A 16540-nucleotide genomic window follows, 5' to 3' on the forward strand; every position below is an offset into this window, starting at 1 on the left:
GAAATACGATCTCAAAACCGGCCTGGAAGACGCCTATGCGTGGTTCCGCGAACATGTCGAGAAGGGCGAAGCGCGGCTCAACGTCGCCTGAGCCGCCCACTCGCTGGAGCGGTTCAGCCCGCCCGGATCAGATCCGAAAGCTCTGATACCCTCTTGGCCAAAAGGGCGGTGTCGGCGCGGGTCTCGACATTGAGCCGCAGCAGCGGCTCGGTGTTGGACGCTCTCAGATTGAAGCGCCAGTCGTCGAACGCCATGCTCAGGCCATCGATGGATTCGACCAGCGGGTTCTGAGGCAGGAAACGCTCGGCGATCTTTTCCTGCGACAGTTTCGCGTCGGCCACCGTGAAGTTGATCTCGCCCGAACAGGGAAACGCGGCAATGCGCTGCTCGACCAGTTCGGCAAGCGTGGCACCGCTGGTCGAAAGCTCGACGACGATCGCCAGCCAGGCCAGCATGCCGGAATCGCAATAGGCGAAATCACGGAAATAGTGGTGCGCGCTCATCTCGCCGCCATAGACGGCGTTTTCCTGACGCATCATGTGCTTGAAGAAAGCGTGGCCCGTCGGGCAGGTCTTGGCCACGCCACCCGCCGCCGTCACCACGTCGATGGTGTTCCATGTCAGGCGCGGATCATAAAGGATCGTCGAGCCGGGCGCCCAGCGCAGCATCGTCTGCGCGATCAGCCCGACCAGATAATAGCCCTCGATGAAGCGGCCATTGTGATCGTAGAGGAAGCAGCGGTCGAAATCGCCATCCCAGGCAATGCCGAGATCGGCGCCATGGTCGATGACCGCCTGGCTGGCGCGGGTACGCTTTTCCGGCAGCAGCGGGTTTGGAATGCCGTTGGGCAGCGTCGGATCGGGCTCGTGGTCGATCTTGATGAACTCGAACGGCAGATGCTTTTCCAGGAGATCGATGATCGGGCCTGCGCAACCATTGCCGGCGTGGCAGACGATCTTCATCGGCTTCAGCTTCACGCCCTTGACCTGCTGCAGCAGCCTTTGGATGTAGGGCCCGCGATCGAGCAGAGGCTTCAGCGCTCCACGCGAGCGGTAATCTGAAACAGCCGGAATGACCGTGTTCGACAGGACGAGCTTTTCGATGGCATTCAGCGCATTTTCCCGCGTTGCGGCGGTCGCGCCTTCCAGCACCATCTTGAAGCCGTTGTAGTTTTCCGGATTGTGGCTGGCCGTGACCATGATGCCGGCATCCGCGCCCGAGTGCTCGGTGTGAAAATACACCTCTTCCGTGCCGCATTGCCCGACCGGCTGGACGCTCACGCCGCTGTCGAGCAGGCCCTGCGCGAGTGCTGCAGCAAATGCCGGGCTGTCCTGGCGCATGTCGTGCCCGACCACCACGGCAGACGGGTTGCGCAGGCTGGCGACCGCCTGCCCGAAACGATAGGCGAAGGGAGCGTTGATCTCATCGGGAATTTGTCCGCGAACGTCATAAGCCTTGAAAGGTGATTTCACGTGGTCTCCCCGACTATCCTTCGCATAACGGCCAAATGCGGCCGGCCAGCCGTGTTAGAAAGGAAGCAGGCTTGATGCAACCAGTAATCATGGCTACTGGCTTTGTCGGCCGCATGACTTTGCATAACCTGGCCAACCGAAATGTGATTGTTGCCTTCCCGCGGGGCTCCGGTCACGCCCTTTCACTTTCCGCCTGTTGAAGGTGGAACTCGGAACTCTCGATGGAGGCTTCGATCCTCAGCATTGTCATGCCCTGCCTGAATGGCATGCCGCACATTCGCGATGCGATCGAGTCGGTGAAGTCGGCCATCCCCGCCGGAAATGTCGAGATCGTCGTGGCCGATGGCGGCTCCACCGACGGAACCCTGGAATTTCTGCGCAATGCACCGGTCACGCTGATTGAAGGGCCGGACCGGTCGCTCTATGAGGGCCTGAACAAGGCGATTGCCAGCGCGCGGGGCGAATATCTCGTCTGGCTTAACTCCGACGATCTCCTTCTGGGCGGCATGACCGAGCTTTGGCGCAAGGCGCAGGAAAGCCTTGCCGACATCGGCACAGGAGAGGCCGAGATCGCGGTCGATGGCAAGCCGAACTGGAAGAGCGATCATCACGCCCGTGAGATGAGCATTGCGTCTCTGCTGTTTGCCGTGCCGACCATCAACAGCCGGATTATCAGCACCGGACTTCTGCGCGAAGCCGGGCCGTTTCGCTGCGATATCGGCCTGGGCGCCGACCGCGACATGATGCTGAAGCTGTTTGGCCTGTCGCGGAAGCGGATATTCCTGAATTCGGCCGTCTATCGATACAATTCGCACAGCGGATCAAGAACGATGGGGGCGACCTGGAAATCCTATCAGGATGTCCACGACGCCAATCTGCAGATGGTGCGGGTGCTGCGCAAGGAGATGACCGGAAACGGCGACCGCGAGCTGATCGCGGCGTTCGAACTGGTTTCCACGATTGCCCGCGCCCGCGCCGAATTCTTCAATGGGGCGCCAGCAGCTTCACTTGGCAGCGTTCTCAGGGCTTTTCGCAATCACCCCTCGCCTCGCACATGGCTCAGAGGCAAATCATTCTATCTCGATAATCGGGGGCGCGGTTCAGGCTGGTAAAGCGGACAACTTCGCCCACAGCAAACGGGAATCAGATTTGCCATCACCAACGCGTCCAGTATAGGTGAGCCCGCAAGACTTCGGCCGGTAAGGAGAAATAGCAGTTCATGTTTTTGCCAGTAATCATGGCCGGCGGTTCCGGCTCGAGACTTTGGCCACTGTCGCGTCACCTCTATCCCAAGCAGTTCCTTGCTCTTACCGGCGAACGGACGCTGCTGCAGGACACGGTGATCCGGCTTGAAGGCCTGGGCGCTGAGAGCCCGCTGCTCATATGCAACGAGGAGCATCGCTTTCTGGCCGCCGACCAGATGCGCGTAATCGACAAGGAGCAGGCCACGATCCTGCTCGAGCCGGTTGGCCGCAATACGGCACCCGCGATCGCGCTTGCCGCATTGCTGGCGACGCGCCAGGGGCAGGACCCGCTTCTGCTGGTGCTGGCCGCCGACCATTTCATCCAGGATGTCGCGCGCTTTCAGGACGCCATCCGGGCGGCCGTGCCGCTGGCCGAACAAGGCAAGCTGGTGACTTTCGGCATCGTGCCCAGCCGTCCCGAGACCGGCTACGGCTACATCAAGCGCGGCGGCGAAATCGGCGCGGGCTTCGCCGTGAGCCGCTTCGAGGAGAAGCCCGACCGGGAAACCGCAGAGGGTTATCTGGCGACGGGCGAGTATTACTGGAACAGCGGTATCTTCATGTTCCGCGCCAGCCGGTATCTGGAGGAACTCAAGCGCCATAATCCGGAAATGGTCGCGGCCTGCGACCGCGCGATATCGAACACGCAGACGGACATGCACTTCGTGCGCATCGACGCGGAAGCCTTCAAGGCCTGCCCGGCCGACTCCATCGACTATGCCGTCATGGAGAAAACCTCGGATGCAGTCGTGGTGCCGCTTGATGCGCGCTGGAGCGATATCGGCTCCTGGTCGGCCCTGTGGGAAGTGCAGGCGCAGAATGCGGACGGCAACGCTTTCCGCGGCGACGTCATCTCCATCGGCAGCACGAACAATCTTGTCCACGCCGAGGGGCGCCTGGTTGCCGTGATCGGCGTCGAGGATCTTATCGTCGTCGAGACCAAGGACGCGGTGCTGATCGCCCACAAGGATCAGGTCCAGAAGGTCAAGGACGTGGTCGAGCAGATCAAGTCCGACGGCCGTCACGAACATCTCAACCATCGCCAGGTCTATCGGCCATGGGGCCACTACGATTCGATCGATTTCGGCGAGCGCGACCAGGTCAAGCGCATCACGGTCAAGCCCGGCGCCAAGCTTTCGGTCCAGATGCACCACCACCGCGCCGAACACTGGATCGTCGTGCGGGGAACGGCCAAGGTCCACAAGGGCAAGGAGACGATCCTGCTCACGGAGAACCAGTCGACCTATATTCCTCTGGGCGAAATCCACGCTCTGGAAAATCCCGGCAAGATCGACCTCGAATTGATCGAGGTGCAGTCGGGCTCCTATCTGGGTGAAGACGACATCGTCCGCTTCGAGGACAGATACGGCCGGTCGTAAGCACCGGCCTGGCGAATGGGGGAAGAACATTTCGAGCGAAAGCGCTGCTGTCGCTCGAAACCGGAGCTTCCCACTTCGTCTGCATACGCCTTTCACCTTGTTTTTGTTGATTAATTACTTCCGTCATCCAGCCTCGGCAAAGTGACCGTTCCGTTGACGGAACAAAAACGGGGCGTCTTTTTCCCCGTCTTTCGTGCACGGCCGATACTTCGGGTCTCAACAATCGGGACCCTTCGCCATGGAAAGTCGCAATCTCAATCTTCCGCTTCTGATGCCGTCCCAGGCGCAGAAGCACGTTACCCACAACGAGGCGCTGACCGCTCTCGATGCCATCGTGCAGCTGGCGGTCGCGGACCGGAACCGCACTTCACCGCCAGGCTCGCCGGCGGACGGTGCCCGCCACATCGTGGCATCCGGCGCTACGGGCGAGTGGGCCGGCCATGCCGGGCAGATCGCCTGCTTTCTCGACGGCGGCTGGCGGTTCTTCGTCCCGCGGGACGGCTGGCTGGCCTGGCTGACCGACGAGGCGAAGCTGATGGTGCGAAAGGGCGGGGCGTGGCAAAGCGTCGTCGAGAATTTCCTGTCGCTCGGCGTCAACGCGACGGCCGACACGACGAACCGGCTTGCAATCGTCAGCGCCGCATCGCTGTTCAGCCATGAGGGCAGCGACCACCAGCTCACGATCAACAAGGCCAATGCTGGCGCGCGTGCCACGCTGATGCTTCAGGCGGCCTATTCCGGCCGCGCCGAAATCGGCCTGATCGGCAACAACGACCTGCTGTTCAAGGTCAGTGCCGACGGAAGCACCTTCGTGGAAGCGGTCCGCATCAACAATGCGACGGGCGACACTTGCCTGCGCAGCCTGAATTCCGGCCCGCTGGGCGGATTGCGCAACGCCATCATCAACGGCCGCGGCACAATCAATCAGCGCGGTTTTGCCGGCGGCGCGCTCACCGGCTATGGCTACGACCGCTGGAAAGCGGAAGGCACCGGCTGTTCGGTCACTGTCGCGGCCGGACGCTTTTCACTCATCGGTGCGATCAGCCAGACCATCGAGAAATCCGGCCTGACCGGTTCGGTCGTTACGGTTTCGGTCGACTCGCCCAGCCGGAACCTGACCGTGACGCTCGGCACGCAGACAGGCACCATCCCGTCCGGTACCGGCCGCCGCCACGCCACCTTCACGCTTGGCAGTGCAGAAGCCGACGACCTGAAGCTCACCATCTCGGCGGGGCTGGAAACCACATTCGCCGACGTCCAGGTTGAACATGGGCCATGGCCGACACCGTTCGAAACCCGCCCTGCGGCGCTGGAGGAAATGTTGTGCAGGCGCTATTTCGAGGTCGCTTATGCGCTCTTCAGCGGAGCGGTGGTCAGCGGCAGCGGCTTCCGTACAATCGCGCCCTACACCGTTGCGAAGCGGGTCGTGCCGACAACAACCATCCAGGAGATCGAATTGTCCTTGAACGCGCCCACGACGGTCTCCTCCTATACCTTCAGCGGCTTCGGCCGGATCACCGGCGCCCACGTATACTTCGTCTCCTCGGCAACGAGCGCCTCGGCGAATGTGCAATTGAAGATATTTGCCAGCGCCGAGTTCTGACCCAATCATCGGCTCACAAATCAACCGCCTGCGTGCGACCGGACGCAGGCGGGACGACGGCTGCGTCCGGCTACCATTGTTTAGTAATGATGTCCTCAGGTGACAGTTGAAGTAATCTTTCTGTCAGCTAATTTCGATATGCGGCATCTTCTTTTGATTTCATACGGATCGTGTATTACTGCGACCAGCGGTAGAGTTCGGCGAACGGATCGCCTTTTTGGCAAGCATCTATCATCGGGGAACTATGCGAAAAGTCGACGGCATGGAGGAGGCCAAGGGGACCTTTTGGAAGGCCACCTTGTCGCTCGCATTGTTCAGCTGCGTCATCAACCTGCTGATGTTGAGCGGCCCGCTCTTCATGCTGCAGATCTACGATCGCGTGCTTTCGAGCGGAAGCGTGCCGACGCTCGTCGCTCTAACCATCCTGATCTGCGCGCTGTTCGCCTTCATGGCGCTGATAGACGCCGTGCGGGCACGCGTCTTCTCGCGGATAGGCGAGCGGATGGAAGAGGTGCTCCAGGCGCCCACCTTCCTGGCGGTCGTGCGACGGACCTGGCGCTCGCCCGACAAGGCCGGCGCTCAGCCGCTGCGCGACCTCGACACGGTGCGCAGCTACCTTTCCAGCGCGGGACCCGCTGCCTTTTTCGATGTGCCATGGGTTCCGGTGTACATCGCGGCCATCTATATTTTCCATCCGGTTATGGGCACCTTCGCGCTCGCGGCCGCCATCGTTCTTGTCGTATTGGCGGTGCTGACCGAACTCCTGACCAGCAAGCGGCAGATGTCTGCCGCAACGGCTTCCGAAGACGCTCATCGCTTTGCCGAGGAAGTACGCCGGCAATCCGAGATTGTCACAGTGCTGGGCATGAGCGGAGCGCTCAACGACAGCTGGCTCGTGCAGAAGGCCAAGGCGATGGGACTTCACAGCGCGACGAGCAATCGCGCCACGATGCTGTCGTCGCTTTCGAAATCGCTGCGCCTGCTGTTTCAGTCGGGAATCCTGGCGGTCGGCGCATGGCTGGCCATCAAGCAGCAGATCACGCCCGGTGCGATGGTTGCAGGCTCGATCATCATGTCGCGCGCGCTGGCTCCGATAGACCAGCTGATCGGCCAGTGGCGCATGATGATCGGTGCACGGCGGTCCTGGGCACGCCTCAAGGCACTGCTGAGCGCCGACGCGCAGGCCGGCCATTCGCCGATGGCCCTGCCGAAGCCGGTGGGACGGCTCAGCGTTTCGGGACTTGCCTGCCTCGCTCCGGGAAAACAAAAGCCGCTTGTTTCGCGCGTGCAGTTCTCGCTCGAGCCCGGTGCCGGCCTGGGCATTATCGGCCCATCCGGTTCGGGCAAGACGACGCTGACCAAGGCCCTGCTCGGCATCTGGCCGCATACCCAGGGCGACGTTCGGCTGGACGGCGCCAAATTCGACCAGTGGGACCGCGACACGCTCGGCAGGCATATCGGCTATCTTCCGCAGGACGCCGCCCTGCTGCCGGGAACGCTGGCGCAGAACATTTCCCGTTTCGATCCCGATGCGACGCCGGACAAGATCATCGCCGCAGCCAAGCTTGCCGGCGTTCACGAACTGTCGCTCGGCTTCGAAAATGGCTACGACACCCATCTCGGCATCGACGGCGTGCAGCTGTCGGCGGGGCAGAGGCAGCGTGTCGCCCTAGCAAGGGCCGTCTATGGCGACCCCGCGCTGATCATTCTCGACGAGCCGAATTCCAATCTGGATTCCATCGGCGATGCCGCACTCCACAACGCCATATTGTCGCTGCGCAAGAACGGCACCACCGTCATCGTCGTGGCCCACAGGCCGAGTGCCGTGAATGCGGTGGACCAGCTGCTGTTCATGGCCGACGGCGCGCAGGTCGAGTTCGGGCCCAAGGAAGAGGTTCTGAAGAAAGTGACCCGTGTGGCCACTCCGCAACCACAGCCTCAGTCCCAACCACAGCCAGCCGCGCAGAACATCTCCAAATTCAGCGTAGGTCCGGTGCGCGTATCATGAGCGTAACGCAAAAATCGCTGCGCATGACGCAGCTCTTCGGCGTTCTCGTCGTCCTCCTCCTCGTCGGAGGCGTTGGCGGGTGGGCTGCGACCACCGATATCGCCGGCGCCGTCATCGCACGCGGCAAGATGTCGGTTCTGAACAATGCCAAGAAGGTGCAGCATCTTGAAGGCGGCATCGTCGCCAAGCTTGCGGTGCGCAACGGCGACCACGTCAATGCCGGCGATCTCCTCATCCGGCTGGACGACACCGAAACAAGGGCCAACCTCGCCATCATCGAATCGCAGAGGGACGAGTTCCTGATCGAGCGTGCGCGCCTGGAAGCAGAGCGTGACATGCGCCCGGCACTGGACCTGCCCGAGAGCCTGGCGGGGGACCAGAACAGCGGTCGGCTGCAGACCATTCTCGAGGGGCAGCAGAAGCTTCTGAAATCGAAGCTGGACGCGCTCGCGGGCAAGAAAAAGCAACTTGCCGAGCAGGTCGAGCAGATCGGCGGACAGATTTCCGGCCTCGAGTCCCAGTTCGCCGCCAAGCAGCGGCAGGTGGAAATTCTCGGCCGTGAACTGGAATCGCTGCAAACGCTGCGCGCCAAGGGTCTTGTCGAGCAAAGCCGTATCCTGGCACTGGAGCGGCAGGGCGCGATGCTGGACGGCGACATGGGCCAGATTCAGGCCGAAATCGGCCGCCTGCGCGGGACGATCAGCGAAACCAAGCTCCGCATCATCCAGGAAGACGAGGAGTGGCGCAGCGAGGCGCTGACCACGCTGGGCGAGGTCCGCGCCAAGCTGGCGACGCTCGAAGAGCAGCGCACGGCGGCGATCGCCAAGCTGAAGCGGATCGATATTACGGCCCCGCTTTCAGGCTATGTCCACGAGTCGAACGTCTACACCGTTGGCGGCGTGATCGGCTCGGGCGAGCCGTTGATGCTGATCATACCCGAAAGCGACGCGCTTATCGTCAGGGCGCGGGTCGGGCAGCGCGACATCGACAACATCCATATCGGCCAGGAGGTGCGGTTGCGCTTCACCTCGCTCAGCCAGCGCGTCACCCCGGAACTGATGGGTGACGTCACCACCATCGCGCCCGACGTGACCACCGATCAGGCCACCGGCGAGGTCTATTACCCGATCGAAATCACGCTGATCGATGGCGAGATAAAGAAGCTCGAAGGCATCCAGCTGAAGCCCGGCATGCCGGTAGAGGCCTTCATCCAGACCGGGATGCGCACGGCGCTATCCTATCTGACCAAGCCGTTCACCGAGCAGCTGCAGCACGCGTTTCGCGAATAATACCTGATGGCGCGGCTGCGTGTTATGCGCAGGCTGCGCCGTCAGCTATCGGTGCGAAAATGCTTCGAAAGCTTCAGGCCCTGCGCCTGATAGTTCGAGCCGAGATCGGTACCGTAGAGCGCCTGCGGCCGCGACAGCATGTGCTCATAGACGAGGCGGCCTACGATCTGCCCATGTTCGAGGATGAACGGCACTTCGTGGCTGCGCACTTCCAGCACGGCACGGCTGCCGGTTCCGCCGGCGTTGGAATGGCCGAAACCGGGATCGAAGAAACCGGCATAATGCACCCGGAATTCGCCGACCAGCGGATCGAAAGGCGTCATCTCGGCGGCATGGCCAGGCGGCACATGCACGGCCTCGCGCGAAACGAGGATGTAGAATTCATCCGGGTCGAGCACCAGTTCGCCCGCGCCGCGCTTGTAGAGCGGCTCCCAGAAATCATGCGCGTCCTGCGCGGCGCGCTTGTCCACGTCCACCAGCCCGGTGTGATGCTTGCCGCGATAGCCGACCAGCCCATCCTTGTCGCCGTTGAGATCGATGGAAAGCGCAATGCCGCCGCCCGAGATGTTGGGCGTGTCGGAAGCGACCAGCGTCTCGGTGCGGTGCAGCTCCTGCAGCTCCGCTTCCGAAAGCAGCGCATTGCCGGTGCGGAAGCGTATCTGCGACAGGCGCGAGCCGGTACGCACGATGATCGGAAAGGTGCGCGGGCTGACTTCGAGATAAAGCGGGCCGGAATAGCCGGCCGGTATCTTGTCGAACTCCTGGCCGTTGTCGGTCATGACCCGGGTAAAGATGTCGAGCCGGCCGGTCGAGCTTTTCGGGTTTGCCGAGGCCGAGATCGTCGTCGGCAAAGCGAGGCGCTCCAGCAGCGGCACGATGTAGACGCAGCCGGTTTCCAGCACAGCACCGGCGGTCAGGTCGATCTCGTGCAGGCGCAGCCGGTCGAGCTTTTCACTGACCTTGTGGCCGGGACCGGGCAGGAAGCTGGCGCGCACCCGCCAGGCCTTTTCGCCGAGCCTGAGATCGAGGCTCGCCGGCTGGATCTGGTCGTTGTCGAGTGGACGCGCAGCAACCAGCGCTCCCGACTGGAAAAGCGCTGCGATGTCCCGATCCGGAAGAATACCCGACTGCCGCAAACCTCTACTCCTGCAATGAAGGGGCGAGGTTTAACGATGTCCGGCATTGACGCAAGAAGGCACGGGGTCTAAAGGACCGTTATCCCGTGGTGATTTGGCCGGTCGGCTTGCAGCCACGTTAAACAAGTCGCTAAAGGGCCGTCTGTGGACCGGCATGCGACTTTTCGCGGCCGGTTTTTTTGTGTTTGGATCAAGGCTATGACGAACAAGAAGCAGAATTGGAAGCCCGCAACGCAACTCGTTCATTCCGGCGTTCTGCGCTCCGGTTTCGGCGAGACGGCCGAGGCAATCTACCTGACGCAGGGCTATGTCTACGACACGGCGGAAGCCGCCGAGGCCCGTTTCAAGGGCGAAGAGCCCGGCTTCATCTATTCGCGCTACGCCAATCCCACTGTCGACATGTTCGAAAAGCGCATGTGCGCCCTTGAAGGCGCTGAAGACGCGCGCGCACTGGCGTCGGGCATGGCCGCCGTCACCGCCGCGGTGCTGTGCAGCCTGAAGGCCGGCGATCATATCGTCGCAGCGCGCGCGCTGTTCGGCTCCTGCCGCTGGGTGGTCGAGACGCTGGCGCCGCGATACGGCATCGAGGCGACGCTGGTTGACGGCACCCAGATCGAGAACTGGGAAAAGGCGGTCCAGCCCAACACCAAGCTGTTCTTCCTGGAAAGCCCGACCAACCCGACGCTGGAAGTGGTCGACATCGCAGCGGTCGCAGCCCTTGCCAATTCGATCGGCGCAAAGCTGGTGGTCGACAATGTTTTCGCCACGCCCCTCTTGCAGAAACCGCTGGAACTCGGCGCGCATATCGTCGTCTATTCCGCAACCAAGCACATTGACGGCCAGGGCCGCTGTCTCGGCGGCGTCATCCTCTCGGACAAGGAGTGGATCGACGAGAATTTGCACGACTATTTCCGCCACACCGGGCCGAGCCTGTCGCCATTCAACGCCTGGACGCTGCTGAAGGGCCTGGAAACGCTGCCACTGCGCGTGCGCCAGCAGAGCGAGAACGCCTCGAAAGTCGCCGATTTCCTCGCCGGCCGGCCGGAAGTTTCGCGCGTCATCTATCCGGGCCGCGCCGACCATCCGCAGGCCGACATCGTCAAGAAGCAGATGAAGGGCGGCTCGACCCTGATCTGCCTCGACTTGAAGGGCGGCAAGAAATCGGCCTTCGCCTTCGAGAACGCGCTGGATATCATCCTGATCTCCAACAATCTCGGCGATTCCAAGAGCCTGATCACCCATCCGGCCACGACCACGCACAAGAACCTGACCGACGAGGCGCGCGCTGAGCTCGGCATCGGCGACGGCACGCTGCGCATTTCGCTGGGGCTGGAAGACGCCGATGACCTGCTTGAGGATATCGAAAAGGCGCTGAAGGCGGCGGGGTAACGTCGACGCCATCTTTCCTTCTCCCCGTTTACGGGGAGAAGGTGCCCGAAGGGCGGATGAGGGGCAGTGCCAACGTCGAACACTAACGATCAACGTCGGCGCTGCCCCTCACCCTGCTCCGCCCGGTAAGCCGGGCTTCGCCTTCCCTCTCCCCCTAAACGGGGCGAGGCAAGAGGCGCGCCTTAACGAAACACCCGCCCTGCCAGCACAACGCGCGACAGGGCGGTATAAAACGTCACCGCCGCGAAGACATAGGCGATGACCGCAAACCACGCCGGAAACAGGCAGAAGGCGACGAAGACGGCCAGCGTCTCCGTCGCTTCCGCCAGCCCGGTGGTGAAGAACAGCGACTTTTCTCCCCTCGCCTCGCCTTCCAATTTCCGCTTCTCGGCCATGATCGCGTAGGCGAGGAAGCTGGAGCCGTTGACGTAGAACGACAAGAGCAGCACTGCGCCTGCAACCGCATTCGCTGCTGGATCGGCCAGCACGAAGCCGAGCGGGATCGCGCCGTAGAAGGCAAAATCGAGCACGATATCGAGATAGCCGCCGAGGTCGGTCTTCCCGCGCACCCTCGCCACCGCACCGTCGAGCCCGTCGCCAAGGCGGCTGACGAGCAGAAGGGCAAGGCCGGCCAGGAAATGGCCTTGGGCAATGGCTATCGCCGCGGCGACACCGACGGCAAAGGCGGCGATCGTCACCGCATTGGCCGAGACGCCAGCCTGCGCCAGCCTGCCGCCGATCGCCTCAAGCGCGGGATCGATGCGCTTGCGCGCCCAGCCATCCAGCATATTGGAATCTCCGCCTCCGATTTACCCAATAGACGCGAAACGCCGCCTTGCGGAAATCACAATCGCGCGGTTTATCGCTTAGGGTTGTTGACCTGCCGGCCATGTCGGCGGAGTCTTGTTCGAGTTGGAGTAGCAGACATATGTACAGCGCCATCACGCGCGACATCGAGGTGAGTGTCGAGCCTTTCTATCTGGAGGAACGCTCGGACCCTGCGCAGAGCCGCTTTGTCTGGGGCTACCGCGTGACCATCGCCAACCAGTCGGACGAGTTCGTGCAGCTTCTGTCGCGCTATTGGCACATCACCGACGGTCTCGGGCGCGTGGAGGAAGTGCGCGGCGCAGGCGTCGTCGGCGAGCAGCCGGAATTGAACCCCGGCGACAGCTATCAATACATGTCCGGATGCCCGCTCACCACGCCATCCGGCATCATGGTCGGCCGCTACACCATGCGCAACGCGCGCGACGAAATGTTCGACGTGGATATACCGGCGTTTTCGCTGGATCTGCCGGGGACGAAGCGGACGGTGAATTAGGTTATCCGGGCAGGTTTGCGCTACCCCTCATCCGCCTGCCGGCACTTCTCCCCGTATAGCGACGGGGAGAAGGATGAAGCTCCAACGCTGACGACCCCCTCTCCCCGTCCTTCACGGGGAGAGGGTAAGGGTGAGGGGCGGCGCCGCCCTCAAGCCTCCGTCGAAAACTCCGCCGGCTCGAACTCATACGCCTTCGAGCAGAATTCGCAGTTCACGCGGATGACGCCGTCCTCGACGCTGTCGGTGATCTCCTCGGCGGAAAAGCCGTCGAGGATGCCGCGGATCTTTTCGCGCGAGCAGGAGCATTCGTCGCGTATTTCGATAGGCTCGAAGACGCGCACGCCGTGCTCGTTGAACAGGCGATAGAGCAGCCGCTCGGCCCCGATCGTCGGGTCGAGCAGTTCGGTGTGGTCGACGGTCGCGACCAGCGCCAGCAGTTCCTGCCAGGCATTGTCGGTGACTTCCTGCGCGTCCGCACCCGGGTCGCCGTCGCCGCCGTGAAGATCAGGCATGCGCAGGCGCTCCGGTGCCTTGGGCAGGAACTGCGCCAAGAGCCCACCGGCGCGCCAATGCTCGCGGCGGCCGCCTTCGGCCGGCAGCACGAGCTTGCCGACAGACAGCTTCACGTCGGTCGGGATCTGCTCCGACTGGCGGAAATAGGTTTTCGCAGCCTCTTCCAGCGTCGTGCCGTCGAGCTGGACGATGCCCTGGTAGCGCTGCATATGCGTGCCCTGGTCGATGGTCAGCGCCAGAACGCCGCTGCCGAGCAGCGTCTCGGGCTTGTCTTCGCCGGCATCGAGCAGCGCCTGCAGCCTCTCGGCATCGAAACGCGCATAGGCGCGCAGCGAATGCGGCGTGGTGAAATCGGCGACAAGCATGTCCACAGGCCCGTCGGTGCGGGTCTGCAGGATGAATTTGCCTTCGAACTTCAGCGAGGTGCCGAGCAGAACGGTGACCACCACCGCCTCGGCCAGCAGCCGGGCGACGGGTTCGGGATAGTCGTGCCGCGCCAGTATCCGGTCGAGCAGCGGCCCGAGCTGGACCATGCGACCGCGCACGTCGAGCGGGCCGACCTCGAAAGGTACGACATTGTCATCACCGGCAAAGCCGAATTCGCCAAGCTTGCGTTCCGTGTCAGCCACCAGACCAAATCCCTTTTACAGTCTCCGGACAGGCAAGACTCATCGCCCGGAAACCGCTCGTTCAAACGACAGTTTAATGTGATCTGCCCCAGATAGGCATGCAAGCCTTCAGGATCAAGCTTTCACAGCTTCGCGGCCCTGAGACCGTTTGATAACCCGTCCTGCCGCGTCAGATGACCGGCAGGGTAGAATTAGCAGGCGGTCTCTAAGCGCCGAGGCACCAGGCAAGCACAGCCTTTTGCGCATGCAGGCGATTTTCAGCCTCGTCGAAGACAACCGAGTTCGGCCCGTCGATGACCTCGTCTGTGACTTCCTCGCCGCGATGCGCCGGCAGGCAGTGCATGAACAGGGCGTCGGGCTTGGCGCGCTTCATCAGTGCTTCGTTGACCTGATAAGGCTGGAAGATGTTGTGGCCGCGGGCGCGATGCTCCTGGCCCATCGACACCCAGCAATCGGTGACGATCGCATCGACGCCTTCCACCGCCTGTTCGGGGCTGCGGGTGAAATTGACCGTGCCGCCATTGCCTTTGGCCCAGTCGACATATTTCTGCTCCGGCTCGCTGCCTTCCGGCACCGCGACATTGAGGTTGAAGCGGAAGCGTGCAGAGGCTTCCAGCAGCGAATGCAGCACATTGTTGCCGTCGCCGACCCAGGCCACCGTCTTGCCGGCGACCGGGCCGCGATGTTCCTCGATGGTCATCACATCGGCCATGAGCTGGCACGGGTGGGTGTCGTCGGTCAGACCGTTGATGACCGGAATCGTTGCATTCTCGGTGAGTTCGAGAAGGCGTTCATGCGAGGTGGTGCGGATCATGATCGCGTCGACATAGCGCGACAGCACCTTGGCGGTGTCGGCGATGGTCTCGGAGCGGCCGAGCTGCATTTCGGTGCCGGTGAGCATGATCGTCTCGCCGCCGAGTTGGCGCATGCCGACATCGAAGGAAACGCGCGTGCGGGTTGACGGCTTGTCGAAGATCATCGCCAGAACCTTGCCTTCCAGCGGTCGCGAGCGCTCGCCGGCCTTCAGGCGTCCCTTGCGCGCGACGGCATCGTCGAGAATGCCGCGCAGCGTCGTTTCGGAAACGGCGGAAAGATCGGTGAAGTGGCGGATACCACTGGTCATAGCAAACCCCGGAGGTGTTGTTTCAGCTCATGCGGCGGCTTCGGACAAGCCCTTGGCGGCAGCGCGGATGCGCGACAGCGCTTCGCGGATCTCATCGTCCGTAACGGTCAATGGCGGCAGCAGGCGCACGACGTTGTCGCCCGCAGGCACCGCCAGCATTTCTTCCTGTCGCAGCGCGCCGTTGACTGCGGTGTTTGGCACTTTGCATTTCAGGCCGAGCATCAGCCCGGTGCCGCGCACGCTTTCGATGATTTCGGGAAATTCGTCGGAGATCGCGGCCAGCCCCTGCTTCATCAGCAGCGCCTTGCGCTTGACCTCGTCGAGGAAGCCGTCTTCCAGCACCACGTCGAGCACGGCATTGCCGACCGCCATGGCGAGCGGGTTGCCGCCGAAGGTGGTGCCGTGGACGCCGGCCGTCATGCCGACAGCCGCTTCGTCGGTGGCAAGGCAGGCGCCGACGGGGAAGCCGCCGCCGATGCCCTTGGCGATTGCCATCAGGTCCGGCGTCACGCCGGTCCATTCATAGGCAAACAGCTTGCCGGTGCGGCCGATGCCGCATTGCACTTCGTCGAAAATCAGCAGCAGGCCGTGCTGGTCGCAAAGCTCGCGCAGGCGCTTCAGAAACGCCGTCGGCACTTCGCGAATGCCGCCCTCGCCCTGGATCGGCTCGATCAGGATCGCCGCCGTCTCCGGCGTGATCGCCTTCTCGACCGCTGCGATATCGCCAAACGGAACCTGGTCGAAACCGTCGACCTTGGGACCAAAGCCTTCGAGGTATTTTTCCTGGCCGCCGGCAGCGATGGTTGCCAGCGTGCGGCCGTGGAAAGCGCCCTCGAAGGTGATGGTGCGGAACTTTTCCGGGTGGCCGCTGACATATTGATAGCGCCGCGCCGTCTTGATGGCGCATTCCAGCGCCTCCGCGCCCGAATTGGTGAAGAACACCTTGTCGGCGAAGGTCGCTGCGACCAGCCGCTCGCCAAGGCGGCGCTGGCCCGGAATCTCATAAAGGTTCGAGGTGTGCCACAGCTTGCCGGCCTGCTCGGTGAGAGCGGCGACGAGCTGGGGGTGGCCATGGCCGAGCGAATTCACGGCGATGCCGCCGGCAAAATCGAGGAAGCGTCGGCCGTCATCCGCAACCAGCCAGGTGCCCTCGCCCCTGTCGAAAGCCAGGGGTGCACGTGCGAAAGTCTCGTAAAGCGCCGAACCGCTCATTATATGCGTCTCCGGGACCGGAAAACCAAAAAAGCCGCCTCAAGCGGCGGCCTTAACGGGCATATTTCGTTTCCGGTCACAAAGTCAACGAAAACGTCGCGCAGAAGCGCGCGGCGGACAACTTGGCCCAATAAGCCACCTTTATTGCGGCAAGTTGTTGAAAACCCAAAAAACCGATTCGTGTGGCACCCCGGACTCTTGTCACCGAGTCAGCCGATAAGG

At 62.6% G+C, this 16540-nt stretch carries 13 protein-coding genes and 1 riboswitch; of the genes, 7 read left to right on the plus strand and 6 right to left on the minus strand.

Annotation, left to right across the window (positions count from 1 at the left end):
- Window positions 1–113: 113 nt before the first annotated feature.
- A complete protein-coding gene (locus BM413_RS26495) occupies window positions 114–1472 on the minus strand; it encodes a phosphohexomutase domain-containing protein (RefSeq protein WP_091917869.1) in 1359 nt (452 codons plus the stop codon).
- Window positions 1473–1693: 221 nt separating this feature from the next.
- On the opposite strand from BM413_RS26495, the gene BM413_RS26500 reads away from it, so the two are divergent.
- From BM413_RS26500 to BM413_RS26520, 5 genes are all read left to right on the plus strand, one after another.
- Window positions 1694–2584 carry a glycosyltransferase gene (locus BM413_RS26500; protein ID WP_091917870.1) on the plus strand — a complete coding sequence of 297 codons (891 nt, stop codon included), beginning with the start codon at window positions 1694–1696 and terminating at the stop codon, window positions 2582–2584.
- 107 nt (window positions 2585–2691) lie between these two features.
- On the plus strand, window positions 2692–4095 hold the full coding sequence (locus tag BM413_RS26505; protein WP_091917871.1) for a mannose-1-phosphate guanylyltransferase/mannose-6-phosphate isomerase: 1404 nt from the start codon (window positions 2692–2694) through the stop codon (window positions 4093–4095).
- A 238-nt stretch (window positions 4096–4333) separates the two neighbouring features.
- Window positions 4334–5698 carry a DUF2793 domain-containing protein gene (locus BM413_RS26510; protein ID WP_091917872.1) on the plus strand — a complete coding sequence of 455 codons (1365 nt, stop codon included), beginning with the start codon at window positions 4334–4336 and terminating at the stop codon, window positions 5696–5698.
- Window positions 5699–5996: 298 nt separating this feature from the next.
- Window positions 5997–7706, plus strand: a complete 1710-nt coding sequence (locus tag BM413_RS26515) for a type I secretion system permease/ATPase (protein ID WP_175544448.1) — start codon at window positions 5997–5999, stop codon at window positions 7704–7706.
- A complete protein-coding gene (locus tag BM413_RS26520) occupies window positions 7703–8995 on the plus strand; it encodes an HlyD family type I secretion periplasmic adaptor subunit (protein ID WP_091917874.1) in 1293 nt (430 codons plus the stop codon). Before BM413_RS26515 ends, BM413_RS26520 begins: the two co-directional genes overlap by 4 nt.
- Window positions 8996–9036: 41 nt before the next feature.
- On the opposite strand, the gene BM413_RS26525 is transcribed toward BM413_RS26520, so the two are convergent.
- On the minus strand, window positions 9037–10131 hold the full coding sequence (locus BM413_RS26525) for a 2'-deoxycytidine 5'-triphosphate deaminase (protein WP_091917875.1): 1095 nt from the start codon (window positions 10129–10131) through the stop codon (window positions 9037–9039).
- A 76-nt stretch (window positions 10132–10207) separates the two neighbouring features.
- Window positions 10208–10285, plus strand: a riboswitch (SAM riboswitch).
- Between the two features lie 44 nt (window positions 10286–10329).
- On the opposite strand from BM413_RS26525, the gene BM413_RS26530 reads away from it, so the two are divergent.
- The gene (locus tag BM413_RS26530; RefSeq protein WP_091917876.1) at window positions 10330–11520 is read left to right on the plus strand and encodes an O-succinylhomoserine sulfhydrylase; all 1191 of its coding nucleotides are present in this window, start codon (window positions 10330–10332) and stop codon (window positions 11518–11520) included.
- Between the two features lie 182 nt (window positions 11521–11702).
- On the opposite strand, the gene BM413_RS26535 is transcribed toward BM413_RS26530, so the two are convergent.
- On the minus strand, window positions 11703–12308 hold the full coding sequence (locus BM413_RS26535) for a CDP-alcohol phosphatidyltransferase family protein (protein WP_091917877.1): 606 nt from the start codon (window positions 12306–12308) through the stop codon (window positions 11703–11705).
- A 140-nt stretch (window positions 12309–12448) separates the two neighbouring features.
- On the opposite strand from BM413_RS26535, the gene apaG reads away from it, so the two are divergent.
- The gene (gene apaG, locus BM413_RS26540) at window positions 12449–12841 is read left to right on the plus strand and encodes a Co2+/Mg2+ efflux protein ApaG (protein WP_091917878.1); all 393 of its coding nucleotides are present in this window, start codon (window positions 12449–12451) and stop codon (window positions 12839–12841) included.
- 149 nt (window positions 12842–12990) lie between these two features.
- Here apaG and BM413_RS26545 read toward each other — a convergent pair whose 3' ends face one another.
- The 3 genes from BM413_RS26545 to BM413_RS26555 all read right to left on the minus strand — a co-directional run bounded on the left by BM413_RS26545 (window position 12991) and on the right by BM413_RS26555 (window position 16318).
- Window positions 12991–13983, minus strand: coding sequence for an Hsp33 family molecular chaperone (locus BM413_RS26545; RefSeq protein ID WP_091917879.1), 993 nt, complete (start codon window positions 13981–13983; stop codon window positions 12991–12993).
- 205 nt (window positions 13984–14188) lie between these two features.
- Window positions 14189–15106, minus strand: a complete 918-nt coding sequence (argF, locus tag BM413_RS26550) for an ornithine carbamoyltransferase (RefSeq protein ID WP_091917880.1) — start codon at window positions 15104–15106, stop codon at window positions 14189–14191.
- Window positions 15107–15133: 27 nt separating this feature from the next.
- Window positions 15134–16318: an aspartate aminotransferase family protein gene (locus BM413_RS26555; protein ID WP_091917881.1), complete on the minus strand. Its 1185-nt coding sequence runs from the start codon at window positions 16316–16318 to the stop codon at window positions 15134–15136.
- Between the last annotated feature and the right edge of the window lie 222 nt (window positions 16319–16540).

Origin of the sequence: Mesorhizobium sp. YR577, from assembly GCF_900116595.1 — a bacterium.
In the GTDB taxonomy this organism is placed as follows: domain Bacteria; phylum Pseudomonadota; class Alphaproteobacteria; order Rhizobiales; family Rhizobiaceae; genus Mesorhizobium_M.